This window comes from Actinomadura terrae (assembly GCF_022751215.1).
Taxonomy (GTDB): Bacteria; Actinomycetota; Actinomycetes; order Streptosporangiales; family Streptosporangiaceae; genus Spirillospora; species Spirillospora terrae.
The window spans coordinates 602,854-619,032 of the sequence record NZ_JAICDG010000001.1 but is presented as its reverse complement, the minus strand read 5'-3'; the positions used below and the strand labels follow the sequence as shown (position 1 = coordinate 619,032).

Here is a 16,179-nt window from a genome sequence, read left to right as displayed (position 1 = left end):
CCCGGGCACACCGTCCGTTCCGTACGGGATGACCCGAAATGTCGCGAGTCAGAACCGGGTCAGAGGCGCTCGACGGCGGCGGCGACGCGCTCGTCGGTGGCGGTGAAGGCGACCCGGACGTGCCGGGCACCGGCGGGGCCGTAGAACTCGCCGGGTGCGGCGAGGACGCCGAGGGAGGCCAGGTGGCCGACGGTCTCCCAGCACGGCTCGTCCCGCGTGAGCCACAGGTACAGGGACGCCTCGGAGTGGTCGACGCGGAACCCGTGCCCCTCGAACGCGTCGCGCAGCGCGGCGCGGCGGCGCGCGTAGCGGGCCCGCTGCTCGTCCACGTGGACGTCGTCGTCGAAGGCCACCGCCATCGCCGCCTGCACCGGCGCCGGGACGATCATCCCGGCGTGCTTGCGGACCTCCAGCAGCCGCTGCACCAGCGCCGGGTCGCCGGTGAGGAACCCGGCGCGGTAGCCCGCCATGTTCGACCGCTTGGACAGCGAGTTGATCGCCAGCAGGCCCTCGTGGGAGCCCTCGGACACGTCCGGGTGCAGGACGGAGACGGGCGGGTTCGCCTCGTCCCAGCCGAATTCCAGGTAGCACTCGTCGCTGACGACGACGGCGCCGCGCCCGCGCGCCCACGCCACGACCTTGCGCAGGTGCTCGGCGGGCAGCACCTTCCCGGTCGGGTTGGACGGCGAGTTCACCCAGACGATCTTCGGGTTGACCGGGCCGAGCGACAGCAGGCCGTCGGTGCGCACCGGCCGCGCCCCGGCGAGCCGGGCGCCCACGTCATAGGTCGGGTAGGCGAGCTCGGGGAACACGACGTGGTCGTCGGGCCCCGCGCCGAGGAGCGTCGGCAGCCACGCCACCAGCTCCTTCGTGCCGATCACCGGGAGCACCGCGGCGGGGTCGGCTCCGGACACGCCCGCGCGGCGGCGCAGCCAGCCGGCGGCCGCCTCGCGCAGCCGGGGCGTCCCGTAGGTGGCGGGGTAGCCGGGTGCGTCGGCGGCCGCGCGCAGGGCCTCCCGGACCGGCTCGGGCGTCGGGTCGACGGGCGTCCCCACCGAGAGGTCGACGATGCCGCCCGGGTGCTCGGCGGCCCGCCGCTTGTACGGCTCCAGCCGATCCCACGGGAAGTCCGGCAGCGTGAACACGAATCCACTCTCCTCAGGGAAACCGCGGGCCGTGGCGCCACCCTCGGGGACGGCCACGGCCCGACCTTGCACAACCGGCTTACTGCACAACTGTCTTACGTCACCGGCATAGAACGCTCCCGGGACCGTGACGCGTCATGGTCCCGCGCGCGCGACCCGTCAGTCGTCCTGGCTCTGCGGGGGCAGCGCCGCGACGATCGGGTGGTCCTTGTCGATCTTGCCTATCTTGGACGCGCCGCCGGGCGAGCCGAGGTCGTCGAAGAACTCCACGTTGGCCTTGTAGAAGTCCTTCCACTGCTCAGGAGTGTCGTCCTCGTAGTAGATCGCCTCCACGGGGCAAACCGGCTCGCACGCACCGCAGTCGACGCACTCGTCCGGGTGGATGTAGAGCATGCGCTTGCCCTCGTAGATGCAGTCGACCGGGCACTCCTCGATGCATGCCTTGTCGAGCAGGTCCACGCAGGGCTGCGCAATGACGTAGGTCACGTCAGTGACTCCTCTCGGGTTACCGGCCCCGCCGCACGTCACGGCTCACCGCAAGCTCGCTGTGAATAGTATGGCCACCGAAGCGCAGTCGATTCGACACGGGGGTCCCTCACATGCCGGGCCGCTTCGCCGCGCGGCTGGTGGTGTCCATCAGTGGCGCGGACGTGGGTCAGCGGGTCTCGCTGCGCCGCCGCCTGCCAACGGGAGAGTACAGCGACGTGGTGGGCGTCCTCGAATCGTGGTCGGACGGGCTGCTCACCGTGCGCCGCCGCACCGGGGAACTGGTCGAGGTGCCCGAGGCGATCGTGGTCGCGGGCAAGGTCGTCCCGCCCCAGCCGCCGCCGCGCCGCAGGCCACGGCGCGAAGAACCGTCCTGAGGCGTCCCTGACGTGCGGCGCCGGGCCGCCGCTCGGCGACCCGGCGGTACCGAACTACCTGCCCGGGGGCGTGGGCGTGCCCGGGACGCCTGGAACACCGGGGACACCGGGTGTCCCCGGGACGCCGGGCACGGTCGGGGTGCCGGGAACCGTGGGCGTGCCGGGCAGCGGAAGGCCCGGAGTTGGGCTCACAGGCCCGGGCGTGGGCGATCCCGGGGTGGCCGGTGCCGACGGCGCCCCCGAGGGCGGAGCGCTCGGTGTGGGCGCCTTCACGGGCTTCGGCGGGGCCAGGTCGGTGTAGGTCTTGCCGGGCTTGAGCGGCTGGCTCCTGAACAGCTCCGACACCGTCACGAACGTGAACCCGCGCCGCTTCAGCCCCTCCAGCACCTTCGGGATGGAGTCGACGCTCGGCTTGTGGATGTCGTGGTAGAGGACGATCCCGCCCGACTTGGGCTCGTTGATGCCGACCCGGGTGTCGCGGGCGACGTTGCGGTAGCGCCAGTCCTCGGTGTCGACGCTCCAGAGGATCTCGGGGAGCGCGGCGGCCCGTCCGACCTGGGTGTTCGTCGCGCCGTAGGGCGGGCGCAGCAGCGTGGGCCGGACGCCGCCCGACGCTTTGGCGATGGCCTCCTGCGTCCGCTGCACCTGGGAGCGGACGCCCGCCGCCGACAGCGACGTGAGGCTCGGGTGGTCCCAGCTGTGGTTCGCGAGCTCGTGTCCCTCCAGCGCCATGCGCCGCACGGTGCCCTCGTGACTGCGCACGTTCTCGCCAAGCATGAAAAAGGTGGCGCGGGCGCCCGCCGCGTGCAGGGTGTTCAGTAGCCGCTCGGTGTAGGGGCCGGGGCCGTCGTCGAACGTGAGCGCGACGCACTTCAGCTTGACGCAGTCGACGACGCGCGGAGGCGGCGGCTTCGGCGACTCGGGCTTGCGCGCCGGCGGCGCCGAGGCGGCCTTGCCCGCGGCGGCCGTCCCGCCCTGCTTCTCTCCGGCGGTTCGCGCCTTCTTCTCCGGTGTCTGGCCGCATCCCGCGGCGAGCAGAAGCCCGGCCACGGTGAGTGCACCGTATTTGATGATCCGCACCACGCACCCCCGAACGCGTTGCCTCGGGCGGTTTTCCTACCCTCCGCCACAGTGGTAACACACGTCACCAAGGTCCGGGAAACGCCATGATCGTTTCCCTGCACGGCGGCGCCGGGGCGGTTCCTTCATAATGCCCTCTCGCGGCCACTGGTTGATCACCGAACCCGGCATTTGGGCCCCCGCGGACGGCCCGGACCGGGGACGGTTCAGCGCCGGGTCAGCACCGGTTCAGCAACAGTTCAGACGCGTGCCTCGGGGAAAAGGCGCAGGACGACGTCACGGCGCCACTCGTCCAGGTCGCGGCCGGGCGGCGGGCCGGGGACCAACGTGCCGTCCGCGCCGGAAGTGAGACAGATCACGACATCCGGGCCGATGACCAGTTCGGAGGGGACGTCCCCGGACGCGGCGAGGCGCTCCGCGACGGCGGCGAGGACGCGCGCCCAGCCCTGACCGAGGTAGGGCGGCAGGCCGTCGACGCGCAGTTCGGGCAGGCCCCCGGCGGTCAGGCCGGCGGTGCGCAGCGTCAGCCCGTCCGGGCCGTCCGCGCCCGTGACCCGGACCTCGCCCTCGGGTCGGACCTCGCCCGTGCCGCCCGGCATCGGCAACGCCGCCTCCAATCCCGACTTTGTCCGATAAATTATGACAGTGAATTGGGCCGTGACGACGTACGACTCCGCCTTCGGGTACGTCTCCGCGCACGGCGCGCCCCTGGTCGACCTGCTCGACCCGCAGCCCGGCGAGCGGGTCATCGACCTCGGGTGCGGCACCGGGATGTTCAGCGCGGAGATCGCCGAGCGGGGCGCCGAGGTGCTCGGCATCGACGGCAACCCCGACATGGTCGCGCAGGCGACCGCGCTGCACCCGGGGCTGTCGTTCATCCTGGGCGACGCGCACGACTTCACCATCAGCGAGTCGTTCGACGCGGTCGCCTCGAACGCGGCGCTGCACTGGATGACCCGCGACCCCGACCAGGTCATAGGGCAGGTGCACGCGGCGCTGCGCCCCGGCGGACGGTTCGTCGGGGAGCTCGGCGGCGCCGGGAACTGCGCCGAGCTGATCGCCGCGATGCAGACGGCGTGGCGCGTGTTCGGGCTCGGCGAGCCCGAGCTGCCCTGGTACTTCCCGAGCCCCGCCGAGTACGCGACGAAGCTGGAGGAGGGCGGGTTCACGCTGCGGCTGCTGGAGCACGCCGACCGCCCCACCCGCATGACCGAGGGCCCCGGCGGCGCCGCCGACTGGGTGCGCGCCTACGCGGGCCGCGCGCTCGCCGACGTCCCGCCCGAGCTGGTCGAGCCGCTGCTGGAACGGGTCAACGACCTGGCCGCGCCCGCGCTGCGCCGCGAGTCGGGGTGGGTCGCCGACTACGTGCGGCTGCGGTTCGCGGCCGTCCGCAAGCCGGACGGGGGCGCGCCGCTGCCCACCGGCCTCGGGCCCGTGCCCGCACCCGCGCCGGGACCTGCGCCGGCGCCCGCGCCCGCCGGGCCACCGCCGTCGAACTCGCCGCTCTGACCTAGTGTTGGGACCATGCTGCGGTTGCACGACCGGCGGACGGGGCGGCCCGAGGGGCTGCCGGGCGGGCGCGTCCTGCGCGTTCACGTGCTGGACGGGGCCGGGCTCCGCACGCTGGTGGTCGCCGACCTGCTGAGGCGGGTCGCGGGCCGGGCAGGTCGGCACGTCCGGGTCACGGGTGCTGCGGCTGGTGACTGGACGGCCTTCAACGTCCAACCGTTCGAACCGGTCGAGGGCGCGGCGGACGCCGACGTTTATCTCTCGGGTGACGGTTCGGTGGTGGGCGGGTTCTGTGTCTCCGTACCTGCGGAGACGGGTGACTGGCAGTCGGCCGCGGATCTCGACCCGCTCGCCGTGCGGCTCGCGCTGCTCGACGTCCCGTATGGGGAGCGGCTGGAGCTGTCGGCGGCGCGGGCCCGCGCCGCCGGTGTCCGGTTGGACGGGTGGCGGGACGCGGTCGCCGGGTGGGCGCGCAGCGCGGGCCGTCCGCTGGACCGCGCGTATGCGGCGAAGGCCGAGGCCGCGCTGGCCGCCGACCTGGACGCGCCGTCCGCGCTCGCGGTGCTGGACGAGCTGGCCGACGCGGACATCGCCCCGGGCGCGAAGCTCGAAACGGTCGTCCATCTGGATCTGCTGCTGGGGCTCGACCTGGTCTCCGCCATCGGACGCGCCTGAGCCCTATCCCGGATCGGCGACCTCGGTGAGAGTGCCGTCGGCGAGCAGTTCGGAGATCCGGCGCCGGAACACATACGCCGTGCCGCCGCCGGGTTGGTCGAACCACGGAACCGCCGTTCCCGTCAGCGCGCCCACCGGCCTCTGCAACCGGTACGCGTGATACGGGCGGTCCTTCCAGTCGGGCGGCAGCGACCTCTGCTCGAACGGCGTGCGCGCGGCGTAGACGACGTTCCCGCTGGGAGCGCCGTAGCGGTCCACCGTCGTGCCCTGCGCGAGTTCCATCATGTGGCGGTCGCGCAGGAGGCTGAGCGGAGGTTCGCCCTCCACCGGCTCGATCGGGCCGCCCGTCGTCCTGCGTGCTTGGAGAAGGACGCTGCCGAGGAGGTGGGCGGCGGCCTGGTCGGGGTCGTCGAACGTGACGGATTTGCGAGGTTCACCGTCACTCGTCTGGAACACCGTCCATCGCGCGCCCTCCCGGAGGAGCGACCACGCGCCTTCGGCGGTTCCGCCGATTCTGTATGCGGACGGGTCGGCGTCCAGGTCGTCCAGACGGCTGCGGAGGGCGGCGAACCGGTCGGGTTCGCGCGCCGGTGGGGGTTGCTCGACGCGGGTCATGTCGGGATCGCGCGGCGGGGGCTCGCGGCGGACGCGGTCGGGGGCCTCGCGTCCGGTGACGGCGGCGATCGCGGCGTCCATCACGTCGTCGCCGACCTCGGGGACCGTGAACCCCCGCGCGCGCATGTGCGCGACGAGGTCGGCCTCCGGCGGGACCCCGTGCTCGCGAAGGTAGTAGCCGACCGCGCCCGACCACACCCACGTCCCGTCGGTGTGGAAGGTCAGCGGGACGGCGGCGCCGCGCGCCGGGTCGAGGCGGTCGGGGGCGTGCGAGCGCGCGGCCGTCACCACGGGCGCCCTCCGCAGGTAGTCCGCGACGCGCTCGGCCTCCTCCGGCGGGACGGGCGGGCGCGACACGGCCGGGCGGGCGCCGTCGGGGCCCGCGTGGTCGAAGACGCGGGCCCGGCGCAGCCCGGCGCCGGCGGCGGACGCTGTCGCCTGTACCGGTGGTGGCGCGGGAACGGGTGCGGGGGTCGAGGCCAGGCGTCGTGTCATCCACTCGGGGACGCGGTCGCGCGGGAACCGCTCCAGCTCCCGCCGGACGTCCTCGGCGGACGGCTCGCGGTTCCACTTCGGCTCGTCGTCGTGGGTGAAGCTCGCGCGGCAGCGGACGCCGCCGTCCTCGTAGAGGATCTCGAAGTCGGTCCGGGACCAGGTGGAGCCCTGGAAGCCGTGCGTCCCGGCGCGGAGGCGGTCCAGCAGCGCGGCGGCCTCGGCGGGCGGCGTCCACACCGTCATCGTCCGGTCGGCCCGGTAGAGCATCATCGGCGGGAACTCCACGTGCCCGCCCACGGCCTGGTAGTACCCGAAGATCTTCTGCCACAGCGGCGGCGCGTGCGCGGCGACCAGCACGGCGAGCTCGTCGGACAGCAGCTCCATCTGCTCGATCGGGTTCATCGCGCCCAGGTCCTTCACGGGCGGCGGGCCGGGTTCGCGGCCCTCCAGCCGGTCGCGCAGCCAGCCGGGCAGGTTGGCGCCGTCGCGCGGCAGCACGATCTGGTCGCGCCGCCACGCCTCCACCGGGGCGGGCGGGTCCCATCCCGGATCGAAGTCGTAGTTGTAGAGGGGACGCGCCGAACCGGGCTCCACGAAGAACGACATCGAGAACCACGTGCCCTGCTCGGACAGGTAGTGGACGCGGCGCAGCTCCACGAGCAGGTCGGTCACCTCGGCCGGGACCGGCGCGACCTCCTCGGCCGTCCCGTCGGCGGTGAGGACGGTGAGCGTCGTGTCGGCCGCCGCGACGGTGGCCTTGCAGCGCAGGTCGGCGCGGCGCCACCCGGGCGGCGCCGCCCACCGGACGCCTTGGACGATCCGTCCCTCGATCTCCGCGATCCGCTCGTTCGGCCCGGCCATCCCTGCCCCCCTCGTGCGGCGACTGCCCGGAAGGGTACCGAGCCTTCCACGGCCCGGCGGAACGTTCTGACCTCGCCCGGCGGGTGTGGGCTACCGTTCCATGGTGACGACCCACGCGCCCGAGTCCCCGGCGCCCGCGACCCCCGAACCGCCACGCCCGCCGCGCCGCCGCCGCGTCCGGCGGATGGTGGCCGCGCTCATCGGCGTCGTCCTCCTCGTCTGCGTGACGGTCGGCGGTGTCGGCTGGTACTTCGCGGGCGTGGCGACGCAGGTCGACCACAGCGCCGAGTACCCCCTCAGGATCGAGGACGTGGGGAACGGCACGGTGACGCTCCCCCGGGACCCCGACACCGAGCGTCCCGGCACGTGGGCGCTGGTCTGGGAGGACGGGCGCGCGCTGCTCGGCCCGGTCGTCGGGGGCGACCGGGGGACGGTCGTGCGGCGCGTGGCGTCCGTGCTGAAGGGGACGCCGGTGAAGGGCGCCCGCGCGACCCTCGACCACTGGCTCTACGACGGCGACCCGAAGACCGCCCTCGGCCTGTCCTTCAAGGACGTCACGTATCCATCGAAAGCCGGAGGGATGCCCGCGTGGCTGCTGCCGGGGGTGTCCCCCTCCGGCACGTGGGTCATCGCCGTCCACGGGCGGAACGCGGACAAGGCCGAGACGTTCCGGGTGATGAAGGCGGTGCATGCGACCGGGGCGACGATGCTGTCGATCGCCTACCGCAACGACGTGGGCGCGCCCCGGTCCGGCGACCACCGGAACCACATGGGCGCCACCGAATGGCAGGACGTCGCGTCCGCCGTCGCCTATGCGCGGGCGAACGGCGCGACCGGCGTCGTCCTGTACGGGTGGTCGATGGGCGGCGCGATGGCGATGAAGACCCTGCGCGCCGACCCGTCGTTCGTGCGCGGCGTCGTCCTGGACTCGCCCGTCATGGACTGGAGCGCCACCCTGGACAAGCAGGGCGACGCCCGCCATCTGCCGCGATTCCTCACAGCCGTGGCGAAACGGATCATGCACCACCGGTTCGGCATCGACCTGGACGACCTCGACCAGACCCGGTACGCGCCCCGGCTCCGGACACCCGTGCTGATGTTCACCACCGCCGACGACCAGGTCGTCGCCAACCGTCCGGCGTTCGCGTTCGCCAAGGCCGCCCCGCCCGGCATGGTCACCCACATCGCCGCGCAGGGCGACCACACCGAGGCGTGGAACACCGACCCGGCCGCCTACGAGCGCGCCCTCACGTCCTTCCTCGGTCGGGTGGCGCGCTAGCCCGCCTCGGCCATGCGGGCGGCCTCGGCGAGCAGTTCGGCCTGGCGGCGGCGCGCGGACGGGAACGGCATCCCGATCACGCGGTGCGCGCCCGCCTCGGCCAGCGCCGCGAGCCGCTCGGCTGCGCGCTCGGGCGGCCCGGTGAGCAGGCTCGCCCGCGCGGCCTCCTCGGACATGCCGTAGCCGGTCAGCGACGTCACCTGCGCGTCGATCTCCGCCTCGGGGACGTCGCCGAGCCCGAAGCTCAGGCCGACGGTGACCTTCGGCGCCGGACGCCCGTACTCGGCGGCCAGCTCCGCGATGCGCTCGGCCCCGGCGGCGACCTCTTCGGGAGTGGAGAACGCCGGATACCACTCGTCGCCGAACCGGGCCGCGCGCCGCTCGGGCCCGGCGCCGACCAGCACCGGCGGCATCGGCGCGCCCGGGTCCAGCGTGAGCTCCGTGCCGTCCAGGACGACGGTCTTCCCCTCGACGAGGCCGGGCAGCAACTCCAGCGCCGCGTCGGTGCGGGCGCCGCGCTCGGCGAACGGCACGCCGACGGCCCGGAACGCCGCGTCGCCGTGGACGAGCCCGCCGCTGCCGACGCCGAGCAGCACCCGGTTGCCCGACAGGTGCTGGAGGCTCGCTATCTGCTTGGCCGCCCACGCGGTCTGGCGCAGCGGCAGCACCATCACCCCGAACCCGACCTTCAGGCGCTCGGTCACGGCGGCGGCCGCGGCGAGCACGAGCGTCGCGTCCAGGAACGGCCGGACGGGACGGAGGTGGTCGCCCACCCACACCGACTCGAACCCGGTGTCCTCGGCGTGCCGGGCGTGCTCGGCGATCGTCGCCGACGTGTCGACGCCGAACGAGGGCAGGTACAGCCCGAGCCTCATCGCCGGACCTCCAGCAGCGTCTTGCCGACGCTCGCGCGCGACTCGATCGCCGCGTGCGCCTCGGCCGCGTCCTCCAGCGGGAAGCGCTGCCCGATCACCGGGCGCAGCCGTCCGGCCGCCGCCTCGGCGAGCGCGCCGAGCGTGAACGCGCGCATCTCCTCCGGCGTCGCCACCGGACGGACGAGGGTGACGCCGCGGCCGTCCGCCGCGTCCTGCGGGATGTCGGCCCACTCGCCGCTCGCCAGCCCGAAACTGACCATCCGGCCACCGCGTCTGAGCAGCGTGAACGCCTCCCGCGCCACATCACCGCCGACGCCGTCGAACACCACGTCCACCTCGCCGGCGTGCTCGCTCCAGCCGGGCTCGCGGTAGTCGACGACCTCGTCGGCGCCGACCCGGCGCGCCACGTCCGCCTTCGGACCGCCGCCCACCGCCGCGACCACCGTCGCGCCCGCCGCCTTCGCCAACTGGACCAGCAGCGTCCCGACACCGCCCGCCGCCGCCTCGACCAGCACCCGCTCCCCCGGATGCGGCGCCGTCGCCCGCAGCATCATCGTCGCCGTCCGCCCGTCGGCGAGCAGCGCGACCGCCTCGTCGAGCGCGAGGCCGTCCGGCACCTCGAACAGGCCCGCCGCGTCCACCGCCGCGCGCTCGGCGTAGCCGCCGGACCCGCCGGTCGAGCTGACGACCCGCCGCCCCACCAGCGCCGGATCGACCCCCGCACCGACCTCCACGACCACGCCCCCGACCCCGTTCCCCGGGATGATCGGCAGCTCGGCCGTGAACGGGGACGGCCCGCCCGACCTGAACTGCGTCTCGACGAACGTGATGTTGACGAACTCCACGTCCACCAGCGCCTGCCCGTTCCCGGCCACCGGGTCGGGCGCCTCCCCCGGCACCAGGACGCCGGGCCCGCCGAACTCCTTCAACCACACAGCACGCATGACGGTCCTCCATTCGTAAACCGCCAGCGTGCAACCTCAAGTCTGGTCGAGGTCAATCCGGGCGCAACGAATCCCTTTTCCCGTCCGAGCCGCCTCTGTAAGCTACGCGCGTACTCGACCCGCCTGTCGGCCGATGCCCAGGGAAGACGATGCGCGCCCGGACGGTACGTCCCTCCCCGCGGAGGTTCCGCCGCGCCGCCCCGCTGCTGGCGACGCTGCTGCCCGTCGCGCTGCCCCTCGCCGGATGCGGCACCTCCCATCCCTCGTCCGGCGCCCTCCGCCCGGAGGGCTCGGTCAGCACGGGCGCCGACCCCGCCGCGCCGGGGGCCTCCGCCCCGTCCGCGCAGCCCACCGGCCAGCTCTACAAGCAAGTGCTGATGCGCTACCGCGAATACCAGGCCGTCTACAAGCGCGTCTACGAGCGGAACGACGCCACCGACCTCGCCACCGTCGCCGTCGACCCGCTCCTCGGCCAGGTCACCGCCGACGTCGAGAAGACCAAGGCCAAGGGCGAGATCTGGCGCTTCGCCAACACCCACAACCCGCGCGTCTACGCCCGCTCGACCGACGGCACCAAGGTCTACGTCATCGACTGCGTGCACACCCTCAGCGGCTACCGCTTCTCGGCGAGGACGGGCAAGCGCCTCAGCGGCGGCCCCGGCGGGTCCCGCCTGTTCCGCTCCACCGTCCAATACGACTCCGGCACCTGGAAGGTCGCCGACATCGTCCAGGACCGCCCATGCTGACGGCCCTCAGCAAAGGACACAGGATGCCTCCCCACTCCCCCGCACGCCGCCGGGCCCTCACCACGGCCCTCGCCACGGCTGCCGTGACCGTCCCCCTCCTCACCACCCTCCCCGCCGATGCAGCTCCCTGTCACCAGAGCGGCGGCAAACCCGGGATGATCTGTAACCAGCCCGGCACCGGCGGCGGTACGACCGGTGGGGGCGGTGGTGGGGGCGGTGGCGGGGGCGGCAGTGCGGGCGGTGGCGGCGGCCCCGTGGCCCCGCCCGACCCCGATGGCCTCACCCCCGACCAGGGCGTCGGATACGTCCCCGTGGACGGAGGCGCCGCACCCCCCGCCGCCGCGCCGCCCACCACTCAGGAACTGCTGGAGTCGGCCATGGCCTCGGCCAACCTGACCGTCCCCAAGGTGCATATCGCGCCGACCGGCAAGACCTACGTCCGCCTCCGAACCGCACTGTGGATCGACGGCGTGGACGACGTGCAGACCGAGCCGATCGGGGCGCCCCGGCTCCAGGCGACCGCGAAGGCCGAACGCGTCGAGTGGAACGTGGGCGAGAAGACGTTCGAGTGCGACGGCACGAAGGGCCAGCGGTGCCACTACACCTACCGGCGGTCCTCGACCGGGCAGCCGGGCGGCTTCTTCCAGATCACGGCCACGATCAAGTGGCACATCACCTGGAAGTGCCAGCTGGCCGGATGCACGCCCCCGAGCGGCGACCTCGGCGGGCGGGGGACGACGTCGCTGCCCGTCCCGCTGACCGTGAGCGAGATCCAGACCAACACGGGCCAGTAGATGCCGCGTAGCTGGAGCCTGCCCGGGTTCATCGAGCTCGGGGAGTTGGGGGCGGGGGCGCAGGGCGAGGTCGTGCTGGCGCGCCATCAGTCGGGCGGCGCGCCCGTCGCGATCAAGTACCTGGCCCCCGAACTGCTGAGCGAGGCCGCCGCGCGCGCCACCTTTCGCGGCGAGGCCGAGTTACTGAAGCGGGTGACCGACCCGCACGTCGCCCGGCTCCTGCACTACCAGGAGTCGCCCTGGGGCGCCGCGATCGTCCTGGAGGCCGTGCACGGCCGCTCGCTGCGCCGCCTCCTCGACGCTCGGGCGGAACCGCTCACCCCGGAGGCGGCTCTGACGACGCTCAAGGGGTCGCTGCTCGGCTTGGCGGCAGCGCATGCGGCCGGGGTCGTGCACCGGGACTACAAGCCCGCGAACGTCCTCGTCCAGGATGACGGGCTGAGCAAGCTGATCGACTTCGGTGTCGCTGTGCTCACCGGGCAGGGCGGGGCCGCCGGCACTCCCACGTACATGGCCCCCGAGCAGTGGGCGGGCGCCGCCGCATCCCCCGCCACCGACCTCTATGCCGCCACCTGCGTGTTCATGGAGTGCGTCAGCGGCGCCAAGCCATTTGAGGCGCCGACCCTGGAGGCGCTGCGGGCGGCACACTCCGGCGCGCCCATACCGCTGGAGCGGGTGCCCGAGCCGCTGCGTCCGCTCGTCCAGCGCGGCATGGCCAAAAACCCGGCGGACCGGTTCTGGGACGCGCACGCCTTCCTCAGCGAACTGGAGGCCGCCGCCGTCGCGGCCTACGGGCCCGACTGGGAACGGCGCGGCGTCATCGCCCTCGCCGCCGTGGCGGCGGCGGTCGCGACGGCAGCGCCGTTGGCGGTGCTCGGCGGCGCGCTCGTCGGCCCCGGCTCAGCCGTCACCGCCGTCACCGACCTCGCGGCCAAGGCGGCCGGTTCCACTGGAAAGGGCATCCTCGGCAAGCTCGGCGGCGCCAAGGGATTCACCGCCGCCGGAGTCGGAGGGGTCGGCGCGGCCGTGATCGTGGGCTGGCTGTTCTGGCCCACGGGCCCGCAGGTCGGCGGGCAGAGCCACGGTGAGATCCACGCGTCCTTCACGCGCCCCGGGGTCCTGCTCGGCCAGCCGAACATGCCGGCGTCGGAGACCCCTTCGATGGATCTGAAGCTGTCGGTGACCCCGGCCCGCGCCAAACCCGGGACGGACGTGCGCCTCGTCATCGCGTTCAGGGCGCGCACCGTGGGCTCCGTGGAGTACGACCCCGGAGGGCGACGCCGCTGCCTCGGCGAACACAGTCCGTCGACGGACCACTCCAACAGCGACTACAGCTTCGACCTCGGCGCCTCCTCGAAGGATCTGGGGATGAAGGGCGGGATAATCGTCGCGTTCTACCCCGCTCCGCCGGCGAAGTTCAAGAAGCTCCCGAGCGGTAGGAAGGCCGTGATAATTCCCGCGACATCCAAGATCACGGGAGAGTCGCAGCCTTGGGTCCAGGCCGAATGCGCGTATCTGAGCCGGTGGACCGAGACGCGTACGCTCGTCCTGCCGGGGGCAGAGCTTCTGGAGCCAGGAAAGTATCTCGTCAGCCCGTCCGTCCCGCCGCGATTCTCGGAAACGACGCGGAACGGCGTCGAGTTTCCGCCCGAAGAGGCGGGGGCGGTGGCGCGGGGGGCGTTGCCGGTGATCGAGGTTCTGGGAGGTTGAGCGGTGGGGGGTGACCGGGTCCGGGCGTCGGGGGGCGCTGCTATGATCGCCGCGATCGCGTGGGCGGACGCGGTGACGAACCCTGGGAGCGGAACCGGGCGGACGGTCGGCCCGCACCTCCCCGGTTCGCCGCGCCGTCGCCGCAGCCGACGACCGCAGAGGTAGCCGACAACCGCATAGGAGGCCGACCGCCCGCGGTGGCGGCCTCCGGTTCAGCATCCGTCAGCCGCACGTCCACAGTTAGGGTCCCGTGTCGCCAACCCCTCCCAGGGCCAGATGGCCGAAGGCCGAGCCCGTCCGGGCCGCCATCGGGGGTAACCGGCTGTTCTCGGCGCTGCTCCTCGCGGGCGTGCTGCTCCGGCTGGTCGCGATGCTCGGGTACCCGCCGACGCTGTGGTTCAACGACAGCTACGACTACGTGCGGATCGCGAACGCGCCGTTCCCGCATCCGCTGCGGTCGGAGGGGTACGGGCTCGCGCTGTGGCTGCTGCGGCCCTTCCACAGCCTGTACCTGGTGACGGGGTTGCAGCACGCGGCGGTCGTGGTGATGGCGGCGTTCGGGTACCGGGCGCTCGTCCGCGACTTCCGGCTGCGGCGGCACTGGGCGGCGCTGGCGCTCGCGCCGGTGCTGCTGGACGGCTACCAGATCGAGCTCGAACACCTGCTGCTGTCGGACACGCTGTTCACGGTGCTGGTGTTCGGTGCGGTGCTGCTGCTGGCGCGGCCGGGCGCGACGGGGTGGCGGCGGGCGGCGCTCGCCGGGACGCTGCTCGGGATGGCCGCGGTGACCCGGACGGTCGGGCTGCCGCTGATCGTGCTCGCGGTGCTGTACCTGCTCGTCCGGCGGACGCGGTGGCCGGTGCACGCGGCGCTCGCGGTCACGTTCGCGCTGCCGCTCGGCGGATACGCGATGTGGTACCACCACGACCACGGACGTTTCGCGCTGTCCGGAACGGACGGGATCTTCCTGTGGGGCAGGACCTCCGCGTTCGCCGACTGCGACACGTTCCGGCCGCCGCCCGACCTGGCCTCGCTGTGCCCGTACGGGGCGCCGGACGACCGGCCCGCCTCGTCCCACCAGGTGTGGGAGGCGAACTCGCCGACGGGCTGGCGGGACGGCCACCCGTTCGACCCGGAGGTCAACGCGCGGGCCCAGCGGTTCGCGGTGTGGGCGATCGGGAACCAGCCGCTCGACTACGTGCGGGTCGTGACGTACGACTTCTTCGGCCGGACGTTCACCTGGCACCGCAGCCCGTATCCGCAGCCGGGCACCGAGAACAAGTACCGCTTCCCCGTCCGGCCCGACCGGATGCGCCCGCTGCCGGTGATCGGCGGCGGGGACCGGCTGTCGGTCGTGAAGGACTACGAGCACGGGTCGGGGCGGACGCGGGTCGTGAGCCCGTTCGCCGACATCATCCGCGGCTACCAGTCGGTCGTGCACGTGCGGGGGCTGATGCTGGGCGTGATGCTGCTGGCGGGCCTCGCCGGGATGGCGCTGCGGCGGGCGCGGCGCGGCGCGGGGCTGCTGTGGCTGACGGGGACGGCGCTGCTCGCCGTCCCGCCGCTGACCACCGACTTCGACTACCGGTACCTGATGCCCGCGCTGCCGTTCGTGTGCCTCGCCGTCGCGACCGCGTGGGGGCGGCCGCGGCCGGACGCGCCGTCCGACCCCGAGCCGGACGGATCGGCGGGGACGGCGCCCGCCGAGCGCGAGGCCGAGGTCCAACCCGCTGGCGCCTGACCGCCGAGGCCCTGTCGGCGGGCGACCGCGGATCTGAGTACCAACGCGGATATCGGCGTGCGCGGGGGGGCTGTCATGATGGGCGTGTGCGCCGACGTCTGGGCATCGTGGTCGCCCTGCTCCTCATCGCGGGATGCGGGCTCATGCCCTCGCCCGAGCGGCAGGCCAGCGACCGGGCCCGCGAGAACGCGCGTGCCGCCGCCGCGAGGGCGGCGGGCGGGCCTCCGGCGGACGCGGGGCGCCTCGTAGCGGAGGTCCGGGGCGTCGAGGTGCTGCGCGCGACGTCCGTCCCGGGCGGGACGGCGCTGGTCATCCGGACGTCCGGCAGGGCGCGCGGGGACGCCTTCGGCACCGAGCAGGTCACGATGCGGCGCTGCTTCGAGCTGACGGTCGTCGCGGCGGAGGCCCCGCCGAGGCCGCACCATGTGGCCTGCCCGAGCGGCACGCCGCTGACGTTCAGGCCCTAGGACCTTAGGAGCCGAGGCGCGCGGCGGCGACCTTCTTCGGGACGACCATGCGCCACGCCTCGGTGACGAGTTCGCGCATCTCCTCCTCGTCGAGCGCGGACGTCCACGCGTGCACCCAGTTGAACCGCAGCGACGACTCCTCCGGCAGATGGAACTTGGCGGGCTCGGACGCGATGAGCGCGTCGCGCTCCTCCTTCGGGAACGCGAAGCCCATCACGGTCTCGTCCCGGGAGAAGGCGACGTAGACGATGGAGCCGACGCGGAACTTCACCCGGTCCCTGATCAGGTGCTCGGAGGTGCGGGGCAGGGTCAGCGCGAGCCGCCGTACGTCGTCGACCGTGATCATTGTGACCTCCTGTGGCCGTGGTTCACCGACGCAC

General features: G+C 73.6%; 17 protein-coding genes. 9 read left to right on the top strand and 8 right to left on the bottom strand.

Annotated features, from left to right (window positions below; all coding sequences use genetic code 11):
* Positions 1-59 precede the first annotated feature (59 nt).
* A complete protein-coding gene (gene dapC / locus K2F47_RS02660; protein WP_242901036.1) occupies positions 60-1,145 on the bottom strand; it encodes a succinyldiaminopimelate transaminase in 1,086 nt (361 codons plus the stop codon).
* Positions 1,146-1,304: 159 nt separating this feature from the next.
* Positions 1,305-1,631, bottom strand: a complete 327-nt coding sequence (gene fdxA / locus K2F47_RS02655; protein WP_214616840.1) for a ferredoxin — start codon at positions 1,629-1,631, stop codon at positions 1,305-1,307.
* Between the two features lie 113 nt (positions 1,632-1,744).
* Between fdxA and K2F47_RS02650 the strand changes: the two genes are divergently transcribed.
* Positions 1,745-2,008, top strand: coding sequence for a putative acetyltransferase (locus tag K2F47_RS02650; RefSeq protein WP_242901035.1), 264 nt, complete (start codon positions 1,745-1,747; stop codon positions 2,006-2,008).
* A gap of 54 nt (positions 2,009-2,062) precedes the next feature.
* Here K2F47_RS02650 and K2F47_RS02645 read toward each other — a convergent pair whose 3' ends face one another.
* Both K2F47_RS02645 and K2F47_RS02640 read right to left on the bottom strand, forming a co-directional pair.
* Positions 2,063-3,058, bottom strand: coding sequence for a polysaccharide deacetylase family protein (locus K2F47_RS02645; RefSeq protein WP_242901034.1), 996 nt, complete (start codon positions 3,056-3,058; stop codon positions 2,063-2,065).
* Between the two features lie 269 nt (positions 3,059-3,327).
* Positions 3,328-3,687: a hypothetical protein gene (locus K2F47_RS02640; RefSeq protein ID WP_242901033.1), complete on the bottom strand. Its 360-nt coding sequence runs from the start codon at positions 3,685-3,687 to the stop codon at positions 3,328-3,330.
* Positions 3,688-3,733: 46 nt separating this feature from the next.
* Here K2F47_RS02640 and K2F47_RS02635 point away from each other — a divergent pair, with 46 nt between their 5' ends.
* Together K2F47_RS02635 and K2F47_RS02630 are read left to right on the top strand one after the other, a co-directional pair.
* On the top strand, positions 3,734-4,597 hold the full coding sequence (locus K2F47_RS02635) for a class I SAM-dependent methyltransferase (RefSeq protein WP_242901032.1): 864 nt from the start codon (positions 3,734-3,736) through the stop codon (positions 4,595-4,597).
* Between the two features lie 15 nt (positions 4,598-4,612).
* Positions 4,613-5,272: a hypothetical protein gene (locus K2F47_RS02630; RefSeq protein ID WP_242901031.1), complete on the top strand. Its 660-nt coding sequence runs from the start codon at positions 4,613-4,615 to the stop codon at positions 5,270-5,272.
* 3 nt (positions 5,273-5,275) lie between these two features.
* On the opposite strand, the gene K2F47_RS02625 is transcribed toward K2F47_RS02630, so the two are convergent.
* Positions 5,276-7,243, bottom strand: coding sequence for a TNT domain-containing protein (locus tag K2F47_RS02625; protein WP_242901030.1), 1,968 nt, complete (start codon positions 7,241-7,243; stop codon positions 5,276-5,278).
* A 100-nt stretch (positions 7,244-7,343) separates the two neighbouring features.
* Between K2F47_RS02625 and K2F47_RS02620 the strand changes: the two genes are divergently transcribed.
* The gene (locus K2F47_RS02620) at positions 7,344-8,522 is read left to right on the top strand and encodes an alpha/beta hydrolase family protein (protein ID WP_242901029.1); all 1,179 of its coding nucleotides are present in this window, start codon (positions 7,344-7,346) and stop codon (positions 8,520-8,522) included.
* Here the strand turns inward: K2F47_RS02620 and K2F47_RS02615 are convergent.
* Positions 8,519-9,397, bottom strand: coding sequence for an LLM class flavin-dependent oxidoreductase (locus tag K2F47_RS02615; RefSeq protein ID WP_272496413.1), 879 nt, complete (start codon positions 9,395-9,397; stop codon positions 8,519-8,521). The two genes, K2F47_RS02620 and K2F47_RS02615, sit on opposite strands and share 4 nt — an antisense overlap.
* Positions 9,394-10,341: a zinc-binding dehydrogenase gene (locus K2F47_RS02610; protein WP_242901028.1), complete on the bottom strand. Its 948-nt coding sequence runs from the start codon at positions 10,339-10,341 to the stop codon at positions 9,394-9,396. Before K2F47_RS02610 ends, K2F47_RS02615 begins: the two co-directional genes overlap by 4 nt.
* Before the next feature lie 149 nt (positions 10,342-10,490).
* Here K2F47_RS02610 and K2F47_RS02605 point away from each other — a divergent pair, with 149 nt between their 5' ends.
* The 5 genes from K2F47_RS02605 (at position 10,491) to K2F47_RS02585 (ending at position 15,799) form a co-directional block, all read left to right on the top strand.
* Positions 10,491-11,087: a hypothetical protein gene (locus K2F47_RS02605; RefSeq protein ID WP_242901027.1), complete on the top strand. Its 597-nt coding sequence runs from the start codon at positions 10,491-10,493 to the stop codon at positions 11,085-11,087.
* A 23-nt stretch (positions 11,088-11,110) separates the two neighbouring features.
* Positions 11,111-11,881, top strand: coding sequence for a hypothetical protein (locus K2F47_RS02600; protein WP_242901026.1), 771 nt, complete (start codon positions 11,111-11,113; stop codon positions 11,879-11,881).
* A complete protein-coding gene (locus K2F47_RS02595) occupies positions 11,882-13,591 on the top strand; it encodes a serine/threonine-protein kinase (RefSeq protein WP_242901025.1) in 1,710 nt (569 codons plus the stop codon).
* Positions 13,592-13,841: 250 nt separating this feature from the next.
* Positions 13,842-15,332: a hypothetical protein gene (locus tag K2F47_RS02590; protein ID WP_242901024.1), complete on the top strand. Its 1,491-nt coding sequence runs from the start codon at positions 13,842-13,844 to the stop codon at positions 15,330-15,332.
* 86 nt (positions 15,333-15,418) lie between these two features.
* Positions 15,419-15,799 carry a hypothetical protein gene (locus K2F47_RS02585; RefSeq protein ID WP_242901023.1) on the top strand — a complete coding sequence of 127 codons (381 nt, stop codon included), beginning with the start codon at positions 15,419-15,421 and terminating at the stop codon, positions 15,797-15,799.
* Between the two features lie 4 nt (positions 15,800-15,803).
* Here K2F47_RS02585 and K2F47_RS02580 read toward each other — a convergent pair whose 3' ends face one another.
* Positions 15,804-16,145: an MmcQ/YjbR family DNA-binding protein gene (locus K2F47_RS02580; RefSeq protein WP_242901022.1), complete on the bottom strand. Its 342-nt coding sequence runs from the start codon at positions 16,143-16,145 to the stop codon at positions 15,804-15,806.
* Positions 16,146-16,179: the final 34 nt, after the last annotated feature.

Coding starts and splice junctions, on each gene's coding strand:
- K2F47_RS02615 (WP_272496413.1), bottom strand. CDS start 9,397: ATGAGGCTCGGGCTGTACCTGCCCTCGTTCGGCGTCGACACGTCGGCG.
- K2F47_RS02620 (WP_242901029.1), top strand. CDS start 7,344: ATGGTGACGACCCACGCGCCCGAGTCCCCGGCGCCCGCGACCCCCGAA.
- K2F47_RS02610 (WP_242901028.1), bottom strand. CDS start 10,341: ATGCGTGCTGTGTGGTTGAAGGAGTTCGGCGGGCCCGGCGTCCTGGTG.
- K2F47_RS02600 (WP_242901026.1), top strand. CDS start 11,111: ATGCCTCCCCACTCCCCCGCACGCCGCCGGGCCCTCACCACGGCCCTC.
- K2F47_RS02625 (WP_242901030.1), bottom strand. CDS start 7,243: ATGGCCGGGCCGAACGAGCGGATCGCGGAGATCGAGGGACGGATCGTC.
- K2F47_RS02580 (WP_242901022.1), bottom strand. CDS start 16,145: ATGATCACGGTCGACGACGTACGGCGGCTCGCGCTGACCCTGCCCCGC.
- K2F47_RS02650 (WP_242901035.1), top strand. CDS start 1,745: ATGCCGGGCCGCTTCGCCGCGCGGCTGGTGGTGTCCATCAGTGGCGCG.
- K2F47_RS02630 (WP_242901031.1), top strand. CDS start 4,613: ATGCTGCGGTTGCACGACCGGCGGACGGGGCGGCCCGAGGGGCTGCCG.
- K2F47_RS02640 (WP_242901033.1), bottom strand. CDS start 3,687: ATGCCGGGCGGCACGGGCGAGGTCCGACCCGAGGGCGAGGTCCGGGTC.
- K2F47_RS02595 (WP_242901025.1), top strand. CDS start 11,882: ATGCCGCGTAGCTGGAGCCTGCCCGGGTTCATCGAGCTCGGGGAGTTG.
- K2F47_RS02605 (WP_242901027.1), top strand. CDS start 10,491: ATGCGCGCCCGGACGGTACGTCCCTCCCCGCGGAGGTTCCGCCGCGCC.